This window comes from Rhodococcus sp. SJ-2 (assembly GCF_053750035.1).
Map to the genome: position 1 here is coordinate 122,776 of NZ_CM132340.1, position 23,563 is coordinate 146,338.

Below are 23,563 nucleotides of genomic sequence, written 5' to 3' on the forward strand. Positions count from 1 at the left end.
ATGCCCCGTTTGGTCCTCGCCTCGGCGTCGCAGGCACGGTTGTCCGTGCTACGCGGCGCCGGGGTCGAGCCGTTCGTACAGGTGTCCGAGGTCGACGAGGACGCGCTCATCGCGGAACTCGGCCCCGCCGCGGCACCCGAAGCTGTGGTCACCACACTGGCCCGTGCCAAGGCAACCGACGTCTTTCGTGCACTCACCGCAGACGGCCGCGCCCGTGACCAACACGAGGATCTCGTGGTGATCGGCTGCGATTCGATGCTGTTGTTCGACGGGAAGCTCCAGGGAAAACCCGGCACCGTCGACGTGGCCCGGGCCCGCTGGAAGCGAATGTCCGGGCACAGCGCAGAATTGCTGACCGGGCACAGTGTGCTGCGTGCACGCGGCGGGCAGATCGTCTCGCAGGTCGACGACCATTCCGGCACGACCGTGCGTTTCGGCACTCCGTCCGATGCCGACCTCGAAGCCTATCTCGCGACCGGTGAGGCGCTCGAAGTCGCCGGAGCGTTCACACTCGACGGTCTCGGTGGCTGGTTCATCGACGGTATCGAAGGCGATCCGTCGTCGGTGATCGGGATCGGCCTGCCTCTCGTCCGGCGCCTCCTCCTCGATGTCGGGGTCTCCGTCGCAGACCTCTGGTCCTCGAACTCCTTCGCCGATGAGTGACCGCAGCGCGACGGAAGAAAGCTTCGAGCGCCTCCGAGCGGAACCGTTCTTCGAGGTGGTCGTCGATCTCGTCGCAGGCTACCTTGCCACCGCATTCGACGATCCGGATTCGGTCGCGGGCGAAAAGTGGACGTTGCGCTGCTTCCCGGCCGTCGACGCACCCTCCGGAACGACCCGCCTGTTCTCGCTCGGCCTCGGGGCGCTCGATGTGCTCTACGTCGACCAGTACACCGAGAACGGCGAGACGGTCGACTACCACACCGTGATGGTCACCTCGACCTCCGCTCTGCTTCGACAACTCGGATGTCGGCTCGACGAACTCCCCTTGCGCTACCCGCTACTGCGTTTCCGGCCGGTCGAGAATGCGGCTGCGGAAGGGGACGCCGTGGCGATCGACTGGTTCCTCTCCGACGAGGGCGCCGACGATCAGTTCTTCACGCTGCCGCTCGACGAGTCGACGATCGGACCCCTTGCCGCGCTGCTGACCGATAGCGACGGCCACTCGCATGCTCGGTCCCACAACCCGTGGTTCGCGGAGTATGTGCTCGCCGCAATGGAAGACGACGACTGACCTACCGATCGCGCGCCAACGCCCTCGCCCTCGGTTGCCGTCCTTCGAGTCCGCTGCACCGAAGTCGTGGCCGATCACACCCCGATCGTCGAGCGTCGCAGTGCCGCGGCCATGGCGTCCGCTTTCGACTTCGCTCGGTCGGCGTCGACGCCGATGAAGAGCTCGTCGACCGAGTCGTGCCACAGCTCGCGCCAGCGCTCGAAACGCTCGGGAGTGAGCCCGTATTTCCCGTGCAATGCACGGTGAACGGGAGTGAACGCCCCCTCGTAACGCGACGTGCGGAAGAGGATCTGTTCCCAGAAATCACCGACGACCACGAGGTGCTCGTCGAGGCCGACGATCGCGAGCACCTCGAACACCGGGGCCAGCAGAGGGTCTGCCATCGCCCGTTCGTAGAAGAGCTTCACCAGCCGGTCGATGTCGGCACGCGACGACAGCTCGGCGCGGTGGGGTCGACTGGAGGTCACACCCACCGAAGGTACCGCTTAGAATCGACGACGCACCTGCCACCACTGCCTCAGGAGCCCCTGTGCCCGTCGCGCCCGATCCCCACACTTCCTTCGCTGCCTACGCAGATCCCGGCCGTCTCGTGTCCTCCGAGTGGCTGTCCGCTCATCTGGGCCACCCCGAGGTGAAGGTCGTCGAATCCGACGAGGACGTGCTTCTCTACGACGTCGGGCACATTCCCGGCGCGGTGAAGATCGACTGGCATCTCGACCTCAACGATCCGGTCACTCGCGACTACATCGACGGTGCCGCGTTCGCCGCGCTCATGGACCGCAAGGGGATCCGGCGCACCGACACGGTCGTGATCTACGGCGACAAGTCCAATTGGTGGGCCGCATACGCACTGTGGGTGTTCACACTGTTCGGTCACGAGGATGTCCGCCTGCTCGACGGCGGCCGCGACGCGTGGATCTCCGAGAACCGCGACACCACCCTCGACATTCCCGTCACGACGACCAGCGGCTACCCCGTCGTCGAGCGCAACGACGCTCCCATACGGGCTTTCAAGGACGACGTGCTCGACCACCTGGGCAAGGGTCCGCTGGTGGATGTCCGGTCGCCGCAGGAGTACACCGGTGAGCGCACCCATATGCCCGACTACCCGGAGGAAGGCGCGCTGCGCGGTGGTCACATCCCCACCGCGGTATCGATCCCGTGGGCGAAGGCCGCGGCGCCCGACGGTCGATTCCGTTCGCGCAGCGAACTCGACGAGATCTATGCAGGTATCAGCAAGGACGACGACATCGTCGCGTACTGCCGCATCGGTGAGCGGTCGAGCCACACCTGGTTCGTGCTGACTCATCTGCTCGGCTACCCCAATGTGCGGAACTACGACGGTTCGTGGACCGAGTGGGGCAACGCCGTGCGCGTCCCGATCGCCCGCGGCGAGGAGCCTGGAATCCTCCCGGCGTCATGAGTATCCCCGCACAGCTCGCCGAGATCGTGGACGACTTCGCCGCCGTCGAGGGCCAGGACAAACTCCAGTTACTCCTCGAGTTCAGCCGTGAGTTGCCTCCGCTGCCTGCCGAACTCGAGGAAGCAGCGATGGAGCCGGTCCCCGAATGCCAGTCACCCCTGTTCCTTTCCGTCGACGCAGCCGACCGGGCGCACGTGAAGCTTCATTTCAGTGCGCCCGCCGAGGCACCCACCACGCGTGGTTTCGCGTCGATCCTGCACCAGGGACTCGACGGCCTCAGCGCACAGGAGATCCTCGACGTCCCTGACGACTTCTACTCCGATCTCGGTCTGGCCGACGCGGTCAGTCCGCTGCGGCTTCGCGGCATGAGCGCGATGCTCGCGCGTATCAAGCGGCATCTGCGGGCCTGAAAGTCCATGGAGTTCACGGAGCTCGCCGACTATTCCATCCCGGCGGGGACCTTGACCGAGTGGTTGCCCTGCGCCGCGGAAGATGCTTGGCGTCAGGATCCTCGTCCGGCGTCGTACATCCACGAGGCGCACCTGCGCCGGTCTGCTGATCCGCGGACCGGCCAGGGCCGGGAATCGTGGCTGGGCACCGCTTTCGAGATTGCGGGCCCACTCGACCCGGAGGTATTCGGTCGTGCCCTCCAACGGTGGATCGACCGTCATGAGCCCCTGCGTAGTCAAGCGACGTTCACCTCGAAGGACAATCCGGCCAGCGCGCTGATCCGCCGGACGGCACCACCCGGAAAGGTTGCGGTGCGGCGGGTGCAACACGACCCGGCAGATTCCGCCACCATCCGGACTCAGCTCCATCTGTTGTACGACGACTACACGACACCCCAGCTGTGGCCCGCGTATGTCTTCGCGACACTGACCCACGAACCCGCCGATTCGCACGAGGAATCAGGTGGGCAGAGCGAACGGGGCACCGACCGGGTCTTCACGGTGTTCTTCGGAGCCGATCACTCGATCATCGACGGCTACTCCATCGTGCTCGTGGCGCACGAGATCACGGCACTGTACGAGGAAGAAAGGACCGGCCGACCGGCCGATCTGTTTCCCGTCGGCAGTTACATCGATTTCGGAGCCTCCGAGCGTGCCGACGCCAGCGACCTCGACATCGATCACGAGGCGGTGCGGATCTGGCGCACCACGCTGCAGGAGAGCGGAGGCGCGATGCCGGAGTTCCCGCTGCCGATCGGCCGACGCACCACCAGGACCTCACCCCAGGAACGTCTGTCCGAGCGATGGTTCGACAGCGAGGATGCGACCCGGTTCTCGGAACGATGCCGTGACGCCGACGCCGGGTTCTTCTCAGGGGTGCTGGCGTGTTTCGCTCAGGCCACCACGGACCTCACGGACGCCGACCACTTTCGCACCGTCGTCCCCTCGCATACCCGGACCGGACCGATGTGGGCCGGTTCTCTGGGGTGGTTCGTCGGTCTCCGGCCGATCGATCTCGACCTCGGTGGTTCGCCCGGTTTCGTCGCCCTCGCCAGCCGTGCAGCACAGGAGTTGCGACGCACCCGCGCGAGTGCGCGCATTCCGTTCGACAGGGTCGCTGAATTGCTCGGCGTACCGATCCGTCCTCGGTTTCTCGTGTCGTATATGGACGTCCGGTTCGTGCCCATGGCGGCCCAATGGCCGGAAGCGAACGCCCGGGCGCTGCGCAGCCGCAGTTACACGCACGACGTCTATGTATGGATCAATCGGACGCCCGAGGGCATCAACGTCTCTGCCAGATTCCCCGACAATCCCGAGGCGACGACGAACGTTCCGCGATTCCTGGAACGAATCCGCCTGCTCATGGAACGACTCAACACATCCGGACCGTGGGCGCCCGACCTGGAGAACGCGGGCTTTCCAGCTACTGGTCAGTAGCATTGTGCGTTCGAGTATGCGCCGTAGTGTGTAGAGGCCATCCGGTTACATCGTCTATCCGATTGGCGCTTAGACTGCCGACGACGGAAATAACCTAACGATCGATCAACAGGAGGCTCCGTGCCCAGTCATGCCAGCGCGCAGATCTCGAAGGTGCTTGTCGCGAACCGCGGCGAGATCGCTGTGCGGGTCATCCGAGCCGCCAAGGACGCAGGCTACGGAAGTGTCGCGGTCTACGCCGAACCCGACGCAGACGCACAGTTCGTGAAGCTCGCAGACGAGGCGTTCGCCCTCGGTGGCCAGACCTCGGCCGAGTCCTACCTGGTGTTCGACAAGATCCTCGACGCCGCGGCCAAGTCCGGCGCCGACGCGATCCACCCCGGCTACGGCTTCCTCTCCGAGAACGCCGACTTCGCGCAGGCGGTCATCGACGCGGGTCTGATCTGGATCGGCCCCTCGCCGCAGTCCATCCGCGACCTGGGCGACAAGGTGACGGCACGCCACATCGCCGAACGCGCCAACGCTCCGATGGCAGCAGGCACCAAGGACCCGGTCAAGAACGCCGACGAGGTAGTCGAGTTCGCCAAGCAGTACGGCGTACCCGTCGCCATCAAGGCGGCCTTCGGTGGTGGCGGTCGCGGCATGAAGGTCGCGCAGACCATCGAAGAGATCCCCGAGTTGTTCGAGTCCGCCACCCGCGAGGCCATTGCCGCCTTCGGTCGAGGCGAGTGCTTCGTCGAGCAGTACCTCGACAAAGCCCGCCACGTCGAAGCACAGGTCATCGCAGACCAGCACGGCAACGTCATCGTCGCGGGCACGCGCGACTGCTCGCTGCAGCGCCGCTTCCAGAAGCTCGTCGAAGAGGCTCCCGCGCCGTTCCTCACGGACGACCAGCGTGGTCGCATCCACGCGTCCGCCAAGGCCATCTGCAAGGAAGCCGGCTACTACGGCGCGGGCACCGTCGAGTACCTGGTGCAGGGCGACACGGTCTCGTTCCTCGAGGTCAACACCCGCCTGCAGGTCGAGCATCCGGTCACCGAGGAGACCGCAGGCATCGATCTCGTGCGCCAGCAGTTCCGTATCGCCAACGGCGAGAAGCTCGAGCTGACCGAGGACCCGACGCCGCGCGGTCACTCCTTCGAGTTCCGCATCAACGGCGAGGACGCCGGTCGCGGCTTCATGCCCGCCCCCGGCCCCATCACCGTCTACAAGGAGCCGACGGGCCCCGGCGTGCGCGTCGACTCGGGTGTCGTCCAGGGCGACGTCATCGGCGGCCAGTTCGACTCGATGCTCGCCAAGCTGATCGTCACCGGCGAGAACCGCGAGCAGGCGCTGCAGCGCGCCGCCCGCGCCCTCGCCGAGTTCGAGGTCGACGGCCTCGCCACGGTCATCCCGTTCCACCGCCACATCGTCGAGAACCCGGCGTTCATCGGTGACGGCGAGAAGTTCGACGTCTACACCAAGTGGATCGAGAACGAGTGGGACAACACCATCGAGCCGTTCTCCGGGTCCGGCGCAGCAGATGACGAGGACGAGACACTGCCGCGTCAGAACGTGGTCGTCGAGGTCGGCGGTCGTCGCGTCGAGGTGTCGCTGCCCGGTCAGTTCTCGCTCAGCGGCAACGGCGGAGGCGCTGCAGGCGTCATCCGCAAGAAGCCGAAGGCTCGCAAGCGCGGTGGCGCAGGCGGCGGCAAGGCGTCGGGCGATGCGGTGACCGCTCCGATGCAGGGCACCGTCGTCAAGGTCGCGGTCGCCGAGGGACAGGAAGTCGCCGAGGGCGACCTCATTGCAGTGCTCGAGGCCATGAAGATGGAGAACCCGGTCACCGCACACAAGGCCGGTGTCGTCACCGGTCTGTCGGTGGAGCCGGGTGCAGCCATCACCCAGGGAACGGTCCTCGCCGAGCTCAAGTGATGACGCGCTGAGCGGTCACACGCCGAGCAAGGTCGACGGCGCCCCTCCCCACCCCGGGGATCGGGCGCCGTCGTTTTCTCCACCACAGCAGTTCGGAGAGCATCTGATGGAACCTGTCGAGATCAACGCAGGCAACTGGTACCTCCTCGCGCGTGAGCACGAGGCGTGGGCCGACGACACCGCGTACAGCTGGTCGGTGTGCGAGGCGACGACCGCCGATGTGCAGGCAACCCTCACGCTGGCGCCCGACGGAGCGTTGAGCGGGACCGCGATCGACGGCCACACCGACGCATTGGAGGCGGCCCGTGCTGCAGTCGCGCGATTCGCTGAGGGAGGGCTGGGCCTGACCGTGCGCGGTGAGTGATCCCACCCCCCTCGCCCGGCTCCTACTACTCTGGGCGTATGGCCGAACTGCCCGAGATCCGGATCGGCACCGCGGAGCGCGAAGAAGCGATCGCGTTGCTCGGTGAACACTTCTCGGCCGGTCGGCTGTCACTCGTCGAGTTCGACGATCGAGTCGCGCTTGCGACACAGGCCGTCACTCGTGCCGATCTCGTTCCGTTGTTCTCCGACCTGCCGTCGGCACCGTCGTTCCTGCACACACCCGCGGCGGGAAACGTCGCCACCGACCTCCTCACGCTGGTTCCATTCGCACTCGTGGCACTGGTCATCATGATGGCGGTCCGCCATCCGATTGCCATATTGCTGGGTTTCGTAATCCTGTTCATGGTCGTCAGGCGCGGACTGCGACTGATGCGAGATTCCGGAACCGGGTGACCGCCGGGCCGACCAACGGGACGATTTCGCCACGGCAGCGAGCACTGAGCAGGAAAGTCGTGATCTAGGCTCTGATCATGGACTCCCCCGAAATCCGCATCGGCGACAACGAGCGGGCCGAAGCGTTGAATCTGCTGGGCGAGCATTTCAGCCACGGCCGCCTCAACCTGTCCGAGTTCGAGGAACGGAGCGCGCAGGCTACGTCTGCGACCACCCGCGGGGAACTCGAGATCTTGTTCACCGATCTCCCCACAGTAACGGCAAACGTGCCGGAGACCGTGCGGGAGAAGGACAGTGCATCGGGCACCCTCGATCATTGGCGAGAGATCGTGATGGGCCTTACGCCGCTCCTGGCCCTGGTGCTGTTCTTCGCATTCGACACGTGGCTCTGGTTCCTTCTCGTTCCGGCCGTATCGATCGTCCTGTATGCGGGACGAGACGACGATGACGACAAGCCCGAGAAGGAAAAGAAGAAGAACTGACCCGTGGCCTGTACGTCCCGCTATCGCTGTCGTTTCCCGTTCCGGGGTGTCTCGTATCGCGTCGTCCCGTTGGTGCTCGCCACCGTCACCATCACCTTCATGCTGCTCACACCCGGCGGCACCGTCCCCAGTGGCCCGCCTCATACCGACAAGGTCACGCACGCACTGATGTTCGCCGTGCTGGCCTACTGCTCTCGATACGCCCGCATCTCCCCTGTCATCACTGTGGCGTGGCTCGCGGTCTACGGGATCGTCACCGAGATCCTGCAGTCCACGGTCGCAGTGCGACGGTCCGGGTCGGTATGGGACTGGTGCGCCGATCTGGTGGGTATCGCCCTCGGCCTTGCGATCGCCGCCGGTATCGGTCGGCGAGTTCGTGCCGGTCGGACGCAGTAGACCACCAGCCCTATTCGACAGTCCGGGCGTTCTCGGTGTCGATCATCCGGGTACGCAATGTCTGCAGGCTGTCGTCGTCGAGTCCGAGACCCGACGCGAAGTACTCGTCGATAGTGCCGTATCGACGCAGCGCCTCGTCGACGGCTGCTTCGAGGTATTTGCGCTCGACCCCGAGCAACGGGACGAGCAGCGAGCGATCTCCGCCGAGCTTCTCGAAATGTACGAACATCTCCTCGAACTTCGGAAGCAGCAACTCGTTCGTCAGCATGTAGTCGTCGAAGACGTCTTCCTCTGTCGCCCCGGCGAACATGAGCAGCGCTGCGGCTGCCCAACCGGTCCGATCCTTTCCGGTGGTGCAGTGGATGAGCGCGGGAACGTCGCCCATTGCGATATCGAGGAACATCCTCCGATACGAACACTGCGCGCTCGACAGCGTGACGAGGTCGCGGTACGTCTCGAGGAGAAACTGTTCCCCCCTCCCACCTCCGAATCCGCGCACTGCTTGCACTGGATCGGCCACCAGGTCGCCCATTGCAGCAGCAATCGACCCCGCATCCTTGTCGGCGAGGACATCGAGGTCCACACCCTTTGCTCCGGGTGGCAATCTGTCCGGAGCCTGATCACGTTCGTCCACCGTTCTCAGGTCGAACACGGTGGTGATCTTCAGCTCGGTGAGGACGTCCAGATCGGTGTCGGTGACGGCACTCAGATCTGTGGACCGGAACACCACTCCGGTGCGGATCGTCCCACCGAAACTGCTGGCGCTGCCTCCGATGTCCCGTAGGTTGGCCAACGAAGGAACCGCGAAAGCCGCCATACCGGGGTCATTGCCCACCTCATCGGTCATACGCAACAAGCTACCGCCGGCGGGGACATTCGGTAGCCGCTTGCCACACCGGGCATCACCCCCGGCCGGAATGGCCCTCGGTGTCGATCATCCGGGTGCGCAATGCCTGCAGGCTGTCGTCGTCGAGTCCTAGTCCGGCTGCGAAATACTCGTCGATCGTGCCGTACCGACGGAGCGCCTCGTCGAAAGCACTCTCGAGATAAGCGCGCTGAACCCCGAGCAGTGGGAGAAACAGAGCACGGTCGCCACCGGCGGCTTCGAACCTGGCGAACATCTCTTCGAACTCTGGTAGCAGCATCTCATTCGTCAACATGTAGTCGTCGAAGACGTCCTGCTCGGTCGCGCCGGCGAACATGAGCAGCGCTGCGGCGGCCCAACCCGTGCGATCCTTGCCTGCGGTGCAGTGAATGAGCGCCGGAACATCTCCGTGGGCGATACCGGTGTACAGCTGACGGTACGAGGTCACTGCACTCTGCAGGGTGATGAGTTCTCGGTAGGTGCCGAGCAGATGTTGCTCGGCGCGCCCGTCCCCCAGATGAGTTGCGGCAGCAGCAGGGTCGGCGACCACGTCGGCGAGGGATCCCGCGACCGAGCCCGTCGGACGATCCGCGAGCACATCGAGACCGATGAGTTTCGCGCCGCCGGGTAGCCGGTCCGGGCGCCGCTCACGTTCCTCAGCCGTCCGGAGGTCGTACACAGCTGAAATCTGCAGCGAGGTGAGCACATCGATATCGGTGTCGGTGAGATCGACCAACGCTGTCGAGCGAAAGACCACACCGGTGCGAATGACACCACCGAACGAGCTCGCTCGGCCACCGATGTCTCGGAGGTTGACGAGCGACGGAACCGCAAAAGTCGGCGTGACATCGGTCGCATCCACGGCATCGGTCATGCCACCCAAGTTACGCAACATGATCCGATCCAGCAGCACACGGTCCCACCTTTCGTTGCAGTAGATCAATTGTTCGATTTTCCTTGTATATCGCTTGTATGTTCGATAGACTTCGATCATGGGTGGGGACCTCTGGAAATACAACGACACACAACTCATGGCCGAGACGCTCGCCGTCTCCGCCGAAATCCATACCTGGCAGGCACACCGCCTGGATCTGATCATCGCGATGATCGAACGCGACACCGTCAAAGAGCACGGCTACCGCAGCCCCGCCCACTGGCTGTGCGCCGCCACCAACCTCGAACTCGGGGAATGCCACCGCATCGAAACACTCGCTCGGCTCTTACGGTTGGAACCGGAAGTGCGCGAAGCCTATTCATCCGGCCTTCTCGATGCACAGAAGGCACGGCAGATCGCCTACTTCTGCCAGCACTACCCCCGCACCATGAACCCCTGCGAGTTCGAGAAGGCCCGCGACATCCTCATCGAGCACGCCAGCAAGAAGGTCGCGACCACAGCGACCGTGCGGGCATTGATCCGCCGACTCGAACACCTCTTTGGCACCGGCGACGGACCACCACCGGGTGAAGACTCTTCACGCAACGAACTGTTCGTCTCGACCACCTGGCACGGCCGGGTCGTCATCAAAGGCGAGTTCGACGCGCTCACCGGCGCGCGTCTGCGGCATCTGCTGTCCCCGCTGGCCACACCACGACCGGAGGTAAATGGCGTCAAGGACGATCGGCCGGCGTCGAAACGCAACGCCGACGGGTTCGATCAACTCCTTCAGTTCGTCGAAGCCGCCGGACTCGTCCCGGTCGAAGGCGGCGTGAAACCGCACGTGACGGTCACCGCGTCGATCAACGACCTGACGACCAACACTGCGGTGAAAGAACTATTCGCGAACAGTCCCGAGCATGGATATGCGACCGAGCCGTGGGCCGGGCCGTTGTCGATCGACGCTGCCCGGATGCTTGCGTGTGATTGTCAGGTCACCCGGATCCTTCTCGACGAACACGGGGTGCCGCTCGCGCACGGGCAGACCCGCCGCACCGCGAGTCGGGAGCAGCGACGTGCCCTGGCAGTCCGTGACGGTGGATGCGCTTTCCCGGGGTGTTCGTCACCACCGGCGTGGGCGGATGCGCATCATCTTCGCCATTGGGTCGATGGTGGTGATACCGATCTCGACAATCTGGTATTGCTCTGTGGTCATCATCATCGGTTGATGCATCACACCGAGTGGGAGGTGGAGATGACCAGCGAGCGTCGGCCGCAGTTCATCCCGCCCGTGAGTGTGGATGTGTTCCGTAAACCGATACCGGGGAACAGGCCGGATCTGGTCGCGTAGCTCCACCACAGAACACAGAATCAGCCACCGTTACCAGGGCACTCGTGTGCCCTGGTAACGGTGGCTGGCTTTACTTCTAGTTCGCCAGTGGTCTGCAGTCGGCATCACACCCAGGGTTCGTCGCGGGATGCTCGGCGGTGGCAGGCCGGTGCAGCACTCCAGAGGTCGGCCGGACATGCAGCACCGACCCATCCAGTTCCGCCTTCCCGTCGACGATCAACGAGTATCCGCCCGGGATCGCCGGTGGGTACACGAGTGAGACGCCCGGATGCACCTGCGCGTTGGCGCCGGTCCGGCGACCCGGCTCGCCGATGCGGAACACACCATCGACGAGGACCGGAGTCACCACAACCGCGTGTGGCTTGGCGTCGGTACCGGTGGTCAGCAGGTAGGCGTACTCGAAGTCACCGAGCGCGGCGTCGAGTGCGTCGAGGTCGACCTTGATGCTCATGGCGCCAAGAGTGCGCCCTCGGCGCGCCCGAGGTCAACGTCAGGACACCGGGCACGCGCTACCGAAATTCACGCCGGTACCCACAGCCACCCGACGGCCTGCCAAAAGCAGGTCATCGGTCCCGCGGGCCACAACATTCGCATCTCTCCGGGCGATGTGCAGCGAATGTGTTGTCATATCCCTTCAATGCTTCTGCAACGCCCGAGACGCCCGTCGCTGAGTGAAGTCACAATGCCGATTCGTCGAGTGATCGACGCGATTCGTCGAGCGCTAGTTCGAGGGTTACGACTCTGCGATACAACGCCTGAATTGCGGCCATGCACACACCGTTGGCGTCGACGACGGGGATATGTCGTTCGGAGAATCCGAGCCCGAACGCTGCAGCAAAATCCTGGGCCATGGGGCCGAGGTGCCGGACCGAGTGGTGGTCGAACCCGTACGTCCATACGCTGAGCGGCAATTCGCCCAGTCGAACGAGAATTTCGTCGGCACTGACCGGTGTTTGCGCCGGAATTCCACGTCTGCGGGTGGCAATTGACCGCATCCACGCAACCGGATGCCGGCTACGTGCCGAGAGTCGAGCGCGCCGGCGCCCCCGGGCCGTGGAAATCCACTGCCCGGGGAGCTCGGGGAGTCTCCTCTCGATATCTTTTCGGTCACGCTCATTCGTGAGTGTCACGGGAACTCTTCCTTTACCGCTCGACCGCCTGGACGTCGTGCTTGATGGTCGCGTCACTGGGAACCAGCAGCGCAAAGAAGTTCGTCAACGCGGTGACGATGATCGTGAACAGGTCCATGGTTACTCCTCGGACTGTACGGCGCTTGCCGCATCTGGTGAATGTGCCGGCCATTCCGGCCACGACACCAACTCTCCGCTGACAATCTGCACGGCGAATCCGTGCGGACCCCACATTTGTTCCCCGCGCGGCCACGGTCCGCCTCATCCGTGGCAGCACGGTGGAGTCGTGAGGTGCCGGAGAGGAGACTGGAACAGTTCGGTGAGGAGGCTGGCTCGATGAGTCGTCGCACGATTCTTCTGCTGTCCGGGCTCGTCATTGCGTTGGTCGCGATGGTGGTGGCATCCGTCGACTGGTCCGATATCGCACGACGCGACCCCGCGCGCAGTCTGCTTCTCGGACCGCGCGAGTCGTTCGCAGCAGCACAAGGCCCGTATCTTCCGGTATTCAGTCCGACCGAGATGGCACTGTTCGTCTGCGCTGGAGTGGCATTCCTCGTCGCCGGCGCAGTCGCGTGGACGTACCGCCCACACGATCTGACCGGACTGCTTCTCGTCGTTGCGGGTGCGCTGTGGCTTCTGGGTGGGCTACGTCGCTCCAGTAACCCAGTGGCATTCACCGTCGGTATCGTTGCAACAAACCTGTATCTGCCGTTACTTCTCCAGGCTGTGATCGGTTTCCCCACCGGTCGCCTACAGCAACGTTGGGAACGGTGGTTCGTCGGCGCCGCGTGGGCACTCGCTGTGGTCGGCGTCGCGGCCGAATGGATGTTCTTCGATCCGCGCGCCGCAGAGTCGATACAATCGTCGACCTCCACGAATCTGCTGCTGATCCGGCACGGTCCCGAAATCTCCGACGCGATCCAACTCGGTGTCGGTACGGGGGCAGTTGTGCTCACCGCGATCCTCGTCGGTGTGGTGGTCGCCCGCTTGAAACGGGGATCTCCGGCATATCGAGCGGGGTTTGCGCCGCTCGGGATCGCATGCGCAGCTGCAGGACTCCTCACAATCGCCACACTCGCCATCGCAGTTCCGGGCTCTCCCCATACCTGGATTCTGAATCTGCGCTATCCCGGGGCCGCACTGTTCCCACTCGCCGTCGCGATCGGACTCGTCCGATACCGGCTCACCCGGGCGGCCGTAACCGACGCGATGGTCGAGATCGGCGACATCCCCATCGACGTCGGTTTCGTCGATGCGTTACGCCGCGCCGTGCACGACCCGAGCCTGGCCCTGTGGACATACTCGGACGGCACCTACCTCGACTCCGACGGCGAACCGCAGACCTTGCCCCGCCGCTCCCGCACGCGGGGATTCACCCTCCTCGAACACGAGGGAACACCCGCTGGGGTGCTCGTCTACGACGCCACGTTGGAAGCCCAGCCGGAACTACTCGCCGCGGTGCGTGGCGCAACCAGCCTGGCCCTCGACCACGATCGCCTCCAGCGCGCCCTCGAGGAGCAGCTCGCCGAGGTGCGCCGGTCTCGCGAACGCATCGTCACAGCGGGCGATGTGCAACGGCGCCGCCTCGAGCGCAACCTGCACGACGGCGCTCAGCAACGGCTGGTAGCGGCCTCACTGCTGCTCCGCCGGGCACAGCGAACCGACGACGGTATGCAGATGCGCTCGTTCCTCACCGACGGCGCTGCCGAGCTGAACGCCGCACTCACGGAACTGCGCGACCTGGCGCGTGGCGTCTACCCGCCGGTGCTGGCCGAGCGAGGTTTGGCGGTCGCATTGAACTCGATGGCCGAGCGAGCACCGATTCCGGTGTGCATCGACGAAGATCTCGAGTCACGGTTGCCGAGCCACGTCGAACTTGCCGCGTACCTCATCGCATCGGAAGCTGTGACCAACGCCGCGAAGCACTCGTCCGCGACCCTTGTGAGAATCATGGTGTACCGCGAGGGCGATACGCTCCGCTTGACCGTCACCGACAACGGATCGGGCGGCGCCCGGCGGGTTCCCGGAGGCGGATTGGACGGCCTGTCGGATCGTGCCGAAGCCCTCGGCGGCAGCTTCACTCTCGACAGCCCGACCGGCTGCGGCACGACTTTGACGGTCACGCTGCAGCTTCGCGCGGACGCCGACAGCTGACCAAGCGACACTTCCGCACCGCCGCGCCGCGCGGTTCAATGGATGAGGGGTCGTCGGCGAAAGGTGCAGGCGATGGCGGTGAACGGTCGGCTGGAGGCCGGTTCGGTGTTTGCCGGATACAGAATCGAGAAGTTGCTCGGTGTAGGCGGTATGGGGGCCGTCTATCTGGCGGCCCACCCGCACCTACCGCGCACGGTTGCGCTGAAGCTTCTCCATTCCGGTCTCACCTCGGATGACTACGTCGCCGCCCGCTTCGAACGCGAAGCCGGGCATGTGGCGCGCCTCGAACACCCGAACATCGTGCAGATCTACGACCGCGGACGAACCGACGACCGCCTGTGGTTCACGATGCAGTACGTACCCGGAACGACCGCCGCCGACCTGATCGTTGCCGGCCCCACGCCGGTGGAACGAGCCCTGCATATCATCACCGAGACCGGGAAAGCGCTCGACTATGCGCACCGCGCGGGCGTTCTGCATCGCGATGTCAAGCCGGCGAACATCCTGATCGTGGAACCTGCCGGCCCCGGTGAACGAGAACGTGTCCTACTCACGGATTTCGGTATAGCAAAGGCCCTCGACGAACCGGGACGTCTCACACGTACCGGGGTGTTCGTAGCGAGCCTGCACAACGCCGCACCAGAGCAGTTCGACACGACGGTGGAACTCGATCCCCGCGCCGATCTCTATTCACTCGGCTGCACGTTCTATCATCTGCTCACCGGACGACCCCCGTACCCGGGTGAGACGCTCCCGCAGTTGTGGCACGGACACGCCCGGGACCCGATCCCGCGGCCGAGTGCACTGCGTTCCGATCTCAGCCCGGCAATGGATGCCGTCGTTGCGCGGGTACTGGCGAAGAACCGGAACGACCGGTACGACACGTGTCGGGCGTTCTGCGACGCTGCGCGGGCAGTGCTGAACCGCGATACGGGCGCACTGCTCGATCCCACCCAGGTGTCGCCCTTACCGACCACACCTACTGCTCGCACCGGTCCGCGGCGCCGGCGGTCCAGCCCCTTGCGTGTCGTTCTCGCCGACGACTCTGTGCTTCTTCGGGAAGGGATCCGAAGCCTGCTCACCGATGAGGGTCTCGACGTGGTCGGCGAAGCAGACGACGTCCAGACCTTGATCGATACGGTGGCACGAACTCGACCCGACATCGCCGTCGTCGATATCCGGATGCCGCCGACCCACACCGTCGAGGGCATCGAAGCCGCACGAACGATCCGCACCGAATATCCCGAGACCGCAGTGCTACTGCTGTCGCAGTACGTCGAATCCGAGTACGTGATGGATCTGTTGGCAACCGGCGCAGCAAGTGTGGGATATCTACTCAAGGATCGCGTCGGCGACATCGACGAGTTCGTGGACGCACTCCACCGTGTCGCCGACGGCGGGTCGGCGATCGATCCCGGTGTGGTGAGCCGGATGGTGTCGCGCCCTCATTCTGATTCGAGGCCGATCGACGACCTGTCGGCGCGGGAACGCGAGGTGCTCACGCTCATGGCCCAGGGCCGATCCAATCGCGCGATCGGTGCGACACTGTTCCTCGGCGAACGCACCGTCGAGGCGCACATACGGTCGATCTTCCTCAAGCTCGGGCTGCATCCGGAACCGGAGGACCATCGTCGCGTGCTCGCGGTGATACGACATCTCGAGGCAAGCACACCCTGATCACAGCACTTGTTCAGACGACAGCAGTTGTTCAGGCGACAGTGGCGAGCACCCTGTCGAGCGCGGCGATCGCCTCGTCGAGTTCCTCGGAGGTGACGGTCAGGGGCGGCCGGAAACGGATGCCGCGCTGCCCCGAACCGATCATGAGGACCTGCTCCTCGTGGTACAGACGAGCGAGCACTCGGTCACGAAACTCCTGTGATGGCAATGTGATCGCGCACATCAGCCCACGGCCCCGCGGCTCGGTGACGATCGGATACTGCGCCGCGAGCTGCCGCAACGCAGCCAGCAGATGCGCACCGGTCGTCCGCGCACGATCGACCAGTCGATCGCGCTCGATCACTTCGAAGATGCGGCGGGCACGCACCATGTCGGTAAGGTTTCCACCCCAGGTGGAGTTGAGCCGCGAAGACACCGCAAAGACATTGTCCGGAACCTCGTCGAGACGCCCACCGGCCATGATCCCGCACACCTGGGTCTTCTTCCCGAACGCAACGATGTCGGGCTCGATGCCGAACTGTTGGTACGCCCACATCGTTCCCGTGATGCCGACTCCGGTCTGCACCTCGTCGACGACCAGCAGTGCATCGTGCTCGCGGCAGAGTGCCGCGATCGCCTGGAAGAACTCCGGCCGGAAATGGTGATCGCCGCCTTCACCTTGAATGGGTTCGGCGATGAAGCACGCGATGTCGTGGGGATTGTTCGTGAAAGCAGCACGGGCCTGCGCGAGCGCGCGTGCTTCGTCCTCCTCGACGGCGCCACCGTCACGCAGGTACGGAGCATCGATGCGAGGCCAGTCGAATTTCGGGAAGCGATCGGTCTTGACGGGATCGGTGTTGGTCAGCGACATCGTGTATCCGGTGCGCCCGTGGAACGCTTCTGTCAGGTGCAGCACCTTGGTCCCCAGTGCGGGATCGCGACCGTGCGATTCGTTCAGCCGGCTCTTCCAGTCGAACGCGGCCTTGAGTGCGTTCTCGACCGCGAGGGCGCCACCGTCGATGAAGAACAGGTGCGGTAGTGCCGGATCGCCGAGTATTCGCGCGAATGCGTCGACGAAACGGGCCATCACCACGGTGTAGATATCGGAGTTGCTGGGTTTGTTGGCAGCAACCGCGGCAAGTTCGTCCCGCAGCGCAGGATCGTCGGCAATGTCGGGGTGGTTCATCCCGAGAGCGGACGACGCGAAGAAGCCGAACATGTCGAGATAGCATGTGCGGTCGCGGCGGTCGACGAGGCGCACCCCTCTCGAGCGTTCGAGATCCAGGACAAGGGGAAATCCGTCGGCCACCATGTGCGCTCGGATGACGGCGTGTACCCGGTCGGGTGCCACGACTTCGGCACCGTCCCGATCACGGAATGCAGTGCTCATATCCGCGAGGGTACGCGAACATTTTCAGCCCAGCCGTAGTTTCAATTGAAGAACAAAGCGTCGATATGTCACTTCTCGTAAAATGTCTGCAGCACGACTGTGCTTCGAGTGGCAACATTCGCAGTCGCGCGGATTTCTTGGAGGAGATACTCGAGTTCCCGCGGCGTCGCAACACGCACAAGGAGCATATAGCTTTCATCGCCCGCCACCGAGTGACACGATTCGATTGCTTCGATGTGACGTAGACGTGCGGGCGCGTCGTCGGGTTGGGACGGGTCGAGAGGGGTGATCGCGACATACGCCGACAGCATGAGGCCGAGTGCTTCCGGGTCCACCTTCGCGGTGTAGCCGCGAATCACGTTCCGGGACTCCAGTCTGCGCACTCGCGACTGCACCGCGGAAATCGACAACCCGGCCTTCTCAGCAAGCACCGACAAGGTGGCGCGTCCGTCCGCAATCAGTTCACGCAACAGCAACCTATCGATCTCGTCCAACGACTCTTTCGAAGATTCCGGCACCAGCGCAGGTTAACCGAGCGACAGAGGACCCACCGATGAATGCAACGGACACTTTCAGTAATCGTGCGCGCACCGCTGTGCAGAAGTGCGGCGCCACGCTGCCCGACGGCGATGGTGCTCTGGCGGCGACCACACCCATCGACGGCACCGAACTCGCACAGCTGGAACCACACACCGCGGCCCAGATCGATGCGGCGATACACGCTGCCGCAGACGCGTTCGAGCAGTGGCGCAACGTCCCCGCTCCCGTACGAGGTCGGCTCGTCCGCCGGTTCGGTGATCTACTCGTCGAGCACAAGCATGATCTCGCCGAGATCGTCACGCTCGAGGTCGGAAAGATACCGTCCGAGGCACTCGGCGAAGTCCAGGAAATGATCGACGTGTGCGACTTCGCCGTGGGCCTGTCGCGGCAGCTCTACGGACGCACCATGCCCTCCGAGCGACCAGGCCACCGCTTGATGGAGACGTGGCACCCCCTCGGTGTAGTCGGTGTGATATCCGCGTTCAACTTCCCGGTGGCGGTGTGGTCCTGGAACACGGCGATCGCGCTGGTGTGCGGCAACCCTGTGGTGTGGAAGCCCTCGGAGACCACTCCGCTGACCGCTCTTGCGTGTGACGCACTGCTGCGTCGTGCCGCAGCGGACGTCGATGCGCCCGCCGGCCTGCATCATGTCCTGCTCGGCGACGCTACCGCGGGTGAAGCGCTCGTCGACGATCCACGGATAGCGTTGGTCAGCGCCACCGGTTCGGTCCGGATGGGACGGATCGTCGCGCCCCGGGTCGCCGCACGGTTCGGCCGCTGCCTGCTCGAACTCAGTGGCAACAACGCCGCGATAGTCACCGCCTCGGCAGATCTGGAACTGACCGTGCGGGGAGTCGTGTTCGCCGCGGCAGGCACCGCAGGACAACGCTGCACCACGCTGCGCCGGCTGATCGTGCATCGCTCCGTCATCGACAACCTCGTGGAGCGCCTCGCGACCGTATACCGCGGGCTCCGGGTAGGGAACCCGTTCGACGAGGGCGTTCTCGTGGGACCGCTGATCTCCTCACACGCCTACGATGCGATGCGCTCGGCCCTCGACCGCGCCGAACTCGACGGGGGCATCCTCGTAGCAGGTGGGCAACGGGTGCAGGTGCAGGGCGACGGCGTCTACGTCTCTCCAGCGCTCCTGCGGATGCCCATGCAGACCGACGTCGTACGTGAAGAGACGTTCGCACCCGTCCTGTATGTGCTCCCCTACGACGACTTCGACGAAGCGATCGCTCTGCACAACAATGTTCCCCAGGGATTGTCGTCGTCGATCTTCACTACCGACCAACGCGAGGCCGAGCGCTTCCTTGCGCGCTCGGACTGCGGTATCGCCAACGTGAACATCGGCACGTCCGGCGCCGAGATCGGCGGCGCGTTCGGCGGGGAGAAGGAAACAGGCGGGGGACGCGAATCCGGCTCCGACTCCTGGAAGGCGTACATGCGTCGCGCGACCAACACTGTGAACTATTCCGACGGGCTCCCACTCGCCCAGGGTGTCGAGTTCGGATGATCAGTCGAGTTCGGACGAAGTTCTGTGGCCACCCGTTGCGTCAATGGTTACGCAGCGCGTCGATGAGCTCGCTCTTCTTCATGTCGGAGTACCCGGTCAAGCCCAGCTCTTTGGCGCGCTTCTTCAAATCGGCGACAGTCCAGTCGTCGTAGGACCCGGCTTTCCCTCCCTTGCGACCGACATCGGATTTTCCGCGATTCGCCGCGGCGTTCGAGATGCGGGCAGCTTTCTCCTTGGACGCACCGTCGTCGCGGAGGTCCTCGTACATCTTCTCGTTCTTGATCGACGGATTCGGCATTGCGGTCTCCTTTCGGTTCATGCCGGGTACCCCGCGGTGCCACACTCAATCGTCCCACCGGAACGGACGCTGTGGCGCGCGCCACAACCTGTGATAAACCAGGGTGCATGTACCCAGGTAACTTCGTCGCCACCTCACCGAACAAGGCCGCTATCGTGCGCCCCGCCACCGGCGAGTCATTGACCTACCGACAACTCGACGAGAACTCGCTCCGGCTCGCGAAATACCTGCGCGAACTCGGACTGAAGCCTGGTGATCACGTCGCCCTCATCTCCGACAACGACCTCCGCGTGATGGAGGTGTACTGGGCTGCACTGCGCTCCGGCCTGTACATCACCGTCGTAAACTGGCACCTCACCGCTCACGAAGCCGCATATGTGGTCGACGACTGCGGCGCGAAGGCATTGATCGTCTCCGCGAATGCCGCCGACGCGGTGGACACCTCTGCCGACGCATATCCGAACGTAGAGCACCGGCTCGCGTACGGCGGAACGCTGCCTGGATTCGAGGATTACGCGCGGGCCGTCGAACGCTTCGACACCACACCTCTGCACGATCAGCCGCGCGGTCAGGACATGCTGTACTCGTCCGGCACCACGGGCCGCCCCAAAGGCATCAAGCCGAAGCTGCCGGACGGGCAGGTCCAGGACATTCCCGACCCGTACACAGCTGTGTTCACCCCGATGTACGGCTTCGATTCGGACACGGTGTACCTGTGTCCCGCACCGCTGTACCACGCTGCGCCACTGCGGTTCTGCGGCACAATCCAGTCGGTGGGCGGCACGGTGATCCTCATGGATCGGTTCGATGCGGAAGAAGCGCTTGCGCTGATCGATCGGTACGAGGTCACCGCCAGCCAATGGGTGCCGACTATGTTCGTGCGCATGCTCAAGCTTCCCGAGCAAACCCGCCTGAAGTACGACGTGTCGAGCATGTCGGTCGCAATTCACGCTGCAGCACCGTGCCCACCCGAGATCAAGCAGGCGATGATCGAGTGGTGGGGACCGGTGATCAACGAGTACTACGCCTCCACCGAAGGCTCCGGCGCGACCTTCATCAACTCCGAACAGGCCCTCGCTCGTCCGGGTTCGGTCGGTCACGACGGCGTGATGGGGCACGTCCGGATCTGCGGTGAGGACGGCCAGGAACTACCCACGGGATCGATCGGGACGGTGTGGTGGGAGCGCGACGAGCGTCCGTTCGAGTATCACAACGACCCCGAGAAGACCGAGAAGGCAACACATCCCGATCACCCCACGTGGACGACCAGCGGCGACATCGGGTATCTGGACGAGGATCGGTTCCTGTATCTCACCGACCGCGCAGCATTCCTGATCATCTCGGGCGGTGTGAACATCTATCCGCAGGAATCCGAGAACGTTCTGACCCTTCACCCCAAGGTGTTCGACGTCGCGGTCATCGGCGTGCCGAACGACGAGTTCGGCGAAGAGGTCAAGGCTGTTGTGCAACTCGCTGAAGGGGTCGAACCCGGACCCGAGGTCGAGCAAGAACTACTCGAGTACGTGCGGTCGAAGGTGTCGAAGTTCAAGGCTCCGCGCAGCATCGACTTCTCCGACGACCTGCCTCGCACCCCGACCGGCAAGCTCGTCAAACACAAGCTGCGCGCCCGCTACGTTCCGGCTGTGTCGTGACGTCACCGCCTGCCGACCCGACGACCCTGGCCGGGCAGCTCCCGGCCGGGGTCCTCGTCACCGATCCCGACATCCTCGCGGGATACCGGCACGATCGTGCGTTCGACCCCGACGCGGCCGTGCCGCTCGCGCTCGTCCGCGCGACCTCCACCGCTGATGTGCAGACCACGTTGCGGTGGGCGTACGAGAACCGTGTGCCGGTGGTGCCCCGCGGCGCCGGAACGAGCCTGTCCGGAGGCTCCGGCGGTCTGGCCGACGGAATCGTTCTCAGCACCGAGAAGATGCGTGACATCACGATCGACCCCGCCACACGCACCGCCGTCGCTGGTCCGGGCCTGCTCAATGCCGAGGTCAAGGCAGCCGCAGCCGAACATGGCCTGTGGTATCCGCCGGATCCGTCGTCGTTCGAGATCTGCTCGATCGGCGGCAACGCCGCGACCAATGCGGGTGGGCTGTGCTGCGTCAAGTACGGGGTGACCTCCGACTACGTGCTCGGGCTCGAAGTGGTTCTCGCCGACGGCACCGCAGTGCGGCTCGGTGGCCCCCGACTCAAGGACGTTGCGGGTCTATCGCTGACGAAACTGTTCGTGGGCAGCGAGGGCACTCTCGGAGTGATCACCGAGGTGACGCTCCGCTTGATTCCACCGCAACCACCGGCGTCGACGATGGTTGCGACCTTCGGGTCGGTGAAGTCCGCGGCGGACGCCGTCATCGCGATCACCGCAACGCTTCGCCCGGCCATGCTCGAATTCATGGACCGCACCACGATCAACGCTGTCGAGGACGCCTTGCGGATGGACCTGGACCGCGGAGCCGAGGCCATGCTGATCGCACAATCCGACGCTCCGGGTGCGGCCGCGGAACACGAAATCGAGGTGATGGTGCGTGCGTGCCGGGACGCTGGGGCTCACGACGTGTTCGACACGTCCGATCCTGATGAAGGTGCTGCGTTCACCGCTGCGCGGCGGATGGCGATTCCCGCGGTCGAACGCCTCGGAAGCCTCCTCCTCGAGGATGTGGGGGTACCGTTGCCGATGCTCCCGGACCTGGTCGCCGGCGTAGCGGAAATCGCCGATCGCAACGAAGTGACGGTTGCCGTGATCGCGCATGCGGGAGACGGAAACACCCACCCGCTGGTCGTCTACGACCCCGGCGACGAGAAGATGGTGGAGCGGGCACACGCCGCGTTCGGCCGGATCATGGACCTCGCGATCGGCCTCGGCGGCACTATCACCGGGGAGCACGGCGTGGGCAGGCTCAAGAAACCTTGGCTGCCGGAGCAGGTGGGCCCCGACGTGATGGCGTTGACCCGCCTGATAAAGAACGCCCTCGACCCCCGCTCGATCCTCAACCCAGGGGCTGTCCTGTGACGAATGGCCGACCGATCGACCCCACGACAGCACCTTTCCGCACCTCGGTGCCGCCGCGGCAGGGAACACGCCATAATCGGGGCGTGAACATGCGTATGCCAGAGGCCGGTACCGATCTTCCATTGCGCGACACCCGCTATCGGGAGCTCGAGCTCTACCCTGAATTCGACTTCGTCACCGCGTGGTTGCGCGACTATGTCCGCTCGACGATCGAGAATGCACGCATCAGCGAACGCGAGTACTGGTCCGTCGTATGTCTGCCGTCGGTCGGAGCATCGGACAAGGGGCATCGGATGATCAGTGTCCATGCCGGTGACCAGGAGATCGCGTGCTTGTACGTCGATACCAGTGTCCGCGAGGACAGGCAGATCGGCGGTTTCGTGACAGTCGACGTACGCATCCTCGAGCAGTCGTGCGGCGCCGACTTCGATCGGATCACGGCAAGCTCCCCCGCGCTGAGTCTCCGCCGTCGCGGCGATCAGGTGTCGATCGGGTGGAGTGAGATACCGGCAAGTCGCGAGCAGTTCGATGCGCTCCCGTGGCGGCCTGCGGCGCACGAACTCGTCCGCAGGTTGATGCAGAACGGCAGGAACCACTGGGCGGATGTGCACTGCCCGCAGCTCGCCATGTTCGCACTGGAGTGACCGGCAAC

At 64.6% G+C, this 23,563-nt stretch carries 25 protein-coding genes; 17 read left to right on the plus strand and 8 right to left on the minus strand.

Annotation, left to right across the window (positions count from 1 at the left end; all coding sequences use genetic code 11):
• Positions 1 to 663 carry a Maf family nucleotide pyrophosphatase gene (locus ACSYG9_RS00610; protein ID WP_440125374.1) on the plus strand — a complete coding sequence of 221 codons (663 nt, stop codon included), beginning with the start codon at positions 1 to 3 and terminating at the stop codon, positions 661 to 663.
• Positions 656 to 1,234: a hypothetical protein gene (locus ACSYG9_RS00615; protein ID WP_454840707.1), complete on the plus strand. Its 579-nt coding sequence runs from the start codon at positions 656 to 658 to the stop codon at positions 1,232 to 1,234. Before ACSYG9_RS00610 ends, ACSYG9_RS00615 begins: the two co-directional genes overlap by 8 nt.
• 74 nt (positions 1,235 to 1,308) lie before the next feature.
• On the opposite strand, the gene ACSYG9_RS00620 is transcribed toward ACSYG9_RS00615, so the two are convergent.
• Positions 1,309 to 1,701 carry a group III truncated hemoglobin gene (locus ACSYG9_RS00620; protein WP_440125376.1) on the minus strand — a complete coding sequence of 131 codons (393 nt, stop codon included), beginning with the start codon at positions 1,699 to 1,701 and terminating at the stop codon, positions 1,309 to 1,311.
• Positions 1,702 to 1,763: 62 nt separating this feature from the next.
• Here ACSYG9_RS00620 and ACSYG9_RS00625 point away from each other — a divergent pair, with 62 nt between their 5' ends.
• The 8 genes from ACSYG9_RS00625 (at position 1,764) to ACSYG9_RS00660 (ending at position 8,112) form a co-directional block, all read left to right on the plus strand.
• Entirely contained in the window at positions 1,764 to 2,657 is an 894-nt protein-coding gene (locus ACSYG9_RS00625; RefSeq protein ID WP_440125377.1) for a rhodanese-like domain-containing protein, read from the plus strand.
• The gene (locus tag ACSYG9_RS00630; RefSeq protein WP_440125378.1) at positions 2,654 to 3,067 is read left to right on the plus strand and encodes a SufE family protein; all 414 of its coding nucleotides are present in this window, start codon (positions 2,654 to 2,656) and stop codon (positions 3,065 to 3,067) included. The genes ACSYG9_RS00625 and ACSYG9_RS00630 overlap by 4 nt, the downstream gene beginning before the upstream one ends.
• A gap of 6 nt (positions 3,068 to 3,073) precedes the next feature.
• A complete protein-coding gene (locus ACSYG9_RS00635; protein WP_454840710.1) occupies positions 3,074 to 4,543 on the plus strand; it encodes a condensation domain-containing protein in 1,470 nt (489 codons plus the stop codon).
• 120 nt (positions 4,544 to 4,663) lie between these two features.
• Positions 4,664 to 6,457: an ATP-binding protein gene (locus tag ACSYG9_RS00640; protein ID WP_440125380.1), complete on the plus strand. Its 1,794-nt coding sequence runs from the start codon at positions 4,664 to 4,666 to the stop codon at positions 6,455 to 6,457.
• A gap of 106 nt (positions 6,458 to 6,563) precedes the next feature.
• Positions 6,564 to 6,821, plus strand: a complete 258-nt coding sequence (locus ACSYG9_RS00645; RefSeq protein WP_440125381.1) for a hypothetical protein — start codon at positions 6,564 to 6,566, stop codon at positions 6,819 to 6,821.
• A gap of 38 nt (positions 6,822 to 6,859) precedes the next feature.
• A complete protein-coding gene (locus tag ACSYG9_RS00650; RefSeq protein WP_440125382.1) occupies positions 6,860 to 7,234 on the plus strand; it encodes a DUF1707 SHOCT-like domain-containing protein in 375 nt (124 codons plus the stop codon).
• Between the two features lie 77 nt (positions 7,235 to 7,311).
• Positions 7,312 to 7,716, plus strand: a complete 405-nt coding sequence (locus ACSYG9_RS00655) for a DUF1707 SHOCT-like domain-containing protein (RefSeq protein ID WP_440125383.1) — start codon at positions 7,312 to 7,314, stop codon at positions 7,714 to 7,716.
• A gap of 99 nt (positions 7,717 to 7,815) precedes the next feature.
• A complete protein-coding gene (locus ACSYG9_RS00660; protein WP_440127489.1) occupies positions 7,816 to 8,112 on the plus strand; it encodes a VanZ family protein in 297 nt (98 codons plus the stop codon).
• Between the two features lie 10 nt (positions 8,113 to 8,122).
• Here ACSYG9_RS00660 and ACSYG9_RS00665 read toward each other — a convergent pair whose 3' ends face one another.
• Both ACSYG9_RS00665 and ACSYG9_RS00670 read right to left on the minus strand, forming a co-directional pair.
• On the minus strand, positions 8,123 to 8,929 hold the full coding sequence (locus tag ACSYG9_RS00665; RefSeq protein WP_440127490.1) for a tyrosine-protein phosphatase: 807 nt from the start codon (positions 8,927 to 8,929) through the stop codon (positions 8,123 to 8,125).
• Between the two features lie 85 nt (positions 8,930 to 9,014).
• On the minus strand, positions 9,015 to 9,851 hold the full coding sequence (locus ACSYG9_RS00670) for a tyrosine-protein phosphatase (RefSeq protein ID WP_440125384.1): 837 nt from the start codon (positions 9,849 to 9,851) through the stop codon (positions 9,015 to 9,017).
• A gap of 118 nt (positions 9,852 to 9,969) precedes the next feature.
• On the opposite strand from ACSYG9_RS00670, the gene ACSYG9_RS00675 reads away from it, so the two are divergent.
• Entirely contained in the window at positions 9,970 to 11,202 is a 1,233-nt protein-coding gene (locus ACSYG9_RS00675) for a DUF222 domain-containing protein (RefSeq protein ID WP_454840713.1), read from the plus strand.
• Positions 11,203 to 11,278: 76 nt separating this feature from the next.
• Here the strand turns inward: ACSYG9_RS00675 and ACSYG9_RS00680 are convergent, their stop codons facing one another.
• Both ACSYG9_RS00680 and ACSYG9_RS00685 read right to left on the minus strand, forming a co-directional pair.
• Entirely contained in the window at positions 11,279 to 11,653 is a 375-nt protein-coding gene (locus ACSYG9_RS00680) for a pyridoxamine 5'-phosphate oxidase family protein (protein ID WP_440125386.1), read from the minus strand.
• Between the two features lie 226 nt (positions 11,654 to 11,879).
• Complete coding sequence (locus ACSYG9_RS00685) at positions 11,880 to 12,197, minus strand: tail fiber domain-containing protein (RefSeq protein WP_440125387.1); 318 nt, start codon at positions 12,195 to 12,197, stop codon at positions 11,880 to 11,882.
• A 471-nt stretch (positions 12,198 to 12,668) separates the two neighbouring features.
• Here ACSYG9_RS00685 and ACSYG9_RS00690 point away from each other — a divergent pair, with 471 nt between their 5' ends.
• Both ACSYG9_RS00690 and ACSYG9_RS00695 read left to right on the plus strand, forming a co-directional pair.
• Positions 12,669 to 14,486, plus strand: a complete 1,818-nt coding sequence (locus ACSYG9_RS00690; RefSeq protein WP_454840715.1) for an ATP-binding protein — start codon at positions 12,669 to 12,671, stop codon at positions 14,484 to 14,486.
• A gap of 72 nt (positions 14,487 to 14,558) precedes the next feature.
• Positions 14,559 to 16,163 (plus strand): protein kinase domain-containing protein, encoded by a 1,605-nt coding sequence (locus ACSYG9_RS00695; RefSeq protein WP_454840716.1) that lies wholly within the window; start codon positions 14,559 to 14,561, stop codon positions 16,161 to 16,163.
• 31 nt (positions 16,164 to 16,194) lie between these two features.
• Here ACSYG9_RS00695 and lat read toward each other — a convergent pair whose 3' ends face one another.
• Together lat and ACSYG9_RS00705 are read right to left on the minus strand one after the other, a co-directional pair.
• Positions 16,195 to 17,532: an L-lysine 6-transaminase gene (gene lat / locus ACSYG9_RS00700; RefSeq protein ID WP_454840717.1), complete on the minus strand. Its 1,338-nt coding sequence runs from the start codon at positions 17,530 to 17,532 to the stop codon at positions 16,195 to 16,197.
• A gap of 68 nt (positions 17,533 to 17,600) precedes the next feature.
• Positions 17,601 to 18,050 carry an AsnC family transcriptional regulator gene (locus tag ACSYG9_RS00705; RefSeq protein WP_440125391.1) on the minus strand — a complete coding sequence of 150 codons (450 nt, stop codon included), beginning with the start codon at positions 18,048 to 18,050 and terminating at the stop codon, positions 17,601 to 17,603.
• A gap of 35 nt (positions 18,051 to 18,085) precedes the next feature.
• Here ACSYG9_RS00705 and amaB point away from each other — a divergent pair, with 35 nt between their 5' ends.
• Positions 18,086 to 19,591, plus strand: coding sequence for an L-piperidine-6-carboxylate dehydrogenase (gene amaB / locus ACSYG9_RS00710; RefSeq protein WP_454840718.1), 1,506 nt, complete (start codon positions 18,086 to 18,088; stop codon positions 19,589 to 19,591).
• A 40-nt stretch (positions 19,592 to 19,631) separates the two neighbouring features.
• Here amaB and ACSYG9_RS00715 read toward each other — a convergent pair whose 3' ends face one another.
• Positions 19,632 to 19,889 carry a DUF7218 family protein gene (locus ACSYG9_RS00715; protein WP_454840720.1) on the minus strand — a complete coding sequence of 86 codons (258 nt, stop codon included), beginning with the start codon at positions 19,887 to 19,889 and terminating at the stop codon, positions 19,632 to 19,634.
• Positions 19,890 to 19,996: 107 nt separating this feature from the next.
• Here ACSYG9_RS00715 and ACSYG9_RS00720 point away from each other — a divergent pair, with 107 nt between their 5' ends.
• The 3 genes from ACSYG9_RS00720 to ACSYG9_RS00730 all read left to right on the plus strand — a co-directional run bounded on the left by ACSYG9_RS00720 (position 19,997) and on the right by ACSYG9_RS00730 (position 23,555).
• A complete protein-coding gene (locus ACSYG9_RS00720) occupies positions 19,997 to 21,541 on the plus strand; it encodes an AMP-binding protein (RefSeq protein ID WP_454840721.1) in 1,545 nt (514 codons plus the stop codon).
• Positions 21,538 to 22,911, plus strand: a complete 1,374-nt coding sequence (locus ACSYG9_RS00725) for an FAD-linked oxidase C-terminal domain-containing protein (RefSeq protein WP_440125395.1) — start codon at positions 21,538 to 21,540, stop codon at positions 22,909 to 22,911. The genes ACSYG9_RS00720 and ACSYG9_RS00725 overlap by 4 nt, the downstream gene beginning before the upstream one ends.
• Positions 22,912 to 23,000: 89 nt before the next feature.
• Positions 23,001 to 23,555 (plus strand): hypothetical protein, encoded by a 555-nt coding sequence (locus tag ACSYG9_RS00730; protein ID WP_440127491.1) that lies wholly within the window; start codon positions 23,001 to 23,003, stop codon positions 23,553 to 23,555.
• The last annotated feature ends 8 nt before the right edge of the window (positions 23,556 to 23,563 follow it).

Coding starts and splice junctions, on each gene's coding strand:
- ACSYG9_RS00610 (WP_440125374.1), top strand. CDS start 1: ATGCCCCGTTTGGTCCTCGCCTCGGCGTCGCAGGCACGGTTGTCCGTG.
- ACSYG9_RS00615 (WP_454840707.1), top strand. CDS start 656: ATGAGTGACCGCAGCGCGACGGAAGAAAGCTTCGAGCGCCTCCGAGCG.
- ACSYG9_RS00630 (WP_440125378.1), top strand. CDS start 2,654: ATGAGTATCCCCGCACAGCTCGCCGAGATCGTGGACGACTTCGCCGCC.
- ACSYG9_RS00635 (WP_454840710.1), top strand. CDS start 3,074: ATGGAGTTCACGGAGCTCGCCGACTATTCCATCCCGGCGGGGACCTTG.
- ACSYG9_RS00645 (WP_440125381.1), top strand. CDS start 6,564: ATGGAACCTGTCGAGATCAACGCAGGCAACTGGTACCTCCTCGCGCGT.
- ACSYG9_RS00650 (WP_440125382.1), top strand. CDS start 6,860: ATGGCCGAACTGCCCGAGATCCGGATCGGCACCGCGGAGCGCGAAGAA.
- ACSYG9_RS00655 (WP_440125383.1), top strand. CDS start 7,312: ATGGACTCCCCCGAAATCCGCATCGGCGACAACGAGCGGGCCGAAGCG.
- ACSYG9_RS00660 (WP_440127489.1), top strand. CDS start 7,816: ATGCTGCTCACACCCGGCGGCACCGTCCCCAGTGGCCCGCCTCATACC.
- ACSYG9_RS00665 (WP_440127490.1), bottom strand. CDS start 8,929: ATGGCGGCTTTCGCGGTTCCTTCGTTGGCCAACCTACGGGACATCGGA.
- ACSYG9_RS00670 (WP_440125384.1), bottom strand. CDS start 9,851: ATGACCGATGCCGTGGATGCGACCGATGTCACGCCGACTTTTGCGGTT.
- ACSYG9_RS00675 (WP_454840713.1), top strand. CDS start 9,970: ATGGGTGGGGACCTCTGGAAATACAACGACACACAACTCATGGCCGAG.
- ACSYG9_RS00680 (WP_440125386.1), bottom strand. CDS start 11,653: ATGAGCATCAAGGTCGACCTCGACGCACTCGACGCCGCGCTCGGTGAC.
- ACSYG9_RS00685 (WP_440125387.1), bottom strand. CDS start 12,197: ATGCGGTCAATTGCCACCCGCAGACGTGGAATTCCGGCGCAAACACCG.
- ACSYG9_RS00690 (WP_454840715.1), top strand. CDS start 12,669: ATGAGTCGTCGCACGATTCTTCTGCTGTCCGGGCTCGTCATTGCGTTG.
- ACSYG9_RS00695 (WP_454840716.1), top strand. CDS start 14,559: ATGGCGGTGAACGGTCGGCTGGAGGCCGGTTCGGTGTTTGCCGGATAC.
- lat (WP_454840717.1), bottom strand. CDS start 17,532: ATGAGCACTGCATTCCGTGATCGGGACGGTGCCGAAGTCGTGGCACCC.
- amaB (WP_454840718.1), top strand. CDS start 18,086: ATGAATGCAACGGACACTTTCAGTAATCGTGCGCGCACCGCTGTGCAG.
- ACSYG9_RS00715 (WP_454840720.1), bottom strand. CDS start 19,889: ATGCCGAATCCGTCGATCAAGAACGAGAAGATGTACGAGGACCTCCGC.
- ACSYG9_RS00720 (WP_454840721.1), top strand. CDS start 19,997: ATGTACCCAGGTAACTTCGTCGCCACCTCACCGAACAAGGCCGCTATC.
- ACSYG9_RS00730 (WP_440127491.1), top strand. CDS start 23,001: ATGCGTATGCCAGAGGCCGGTACCGATCTTCCATTGCGCGACACCCGC.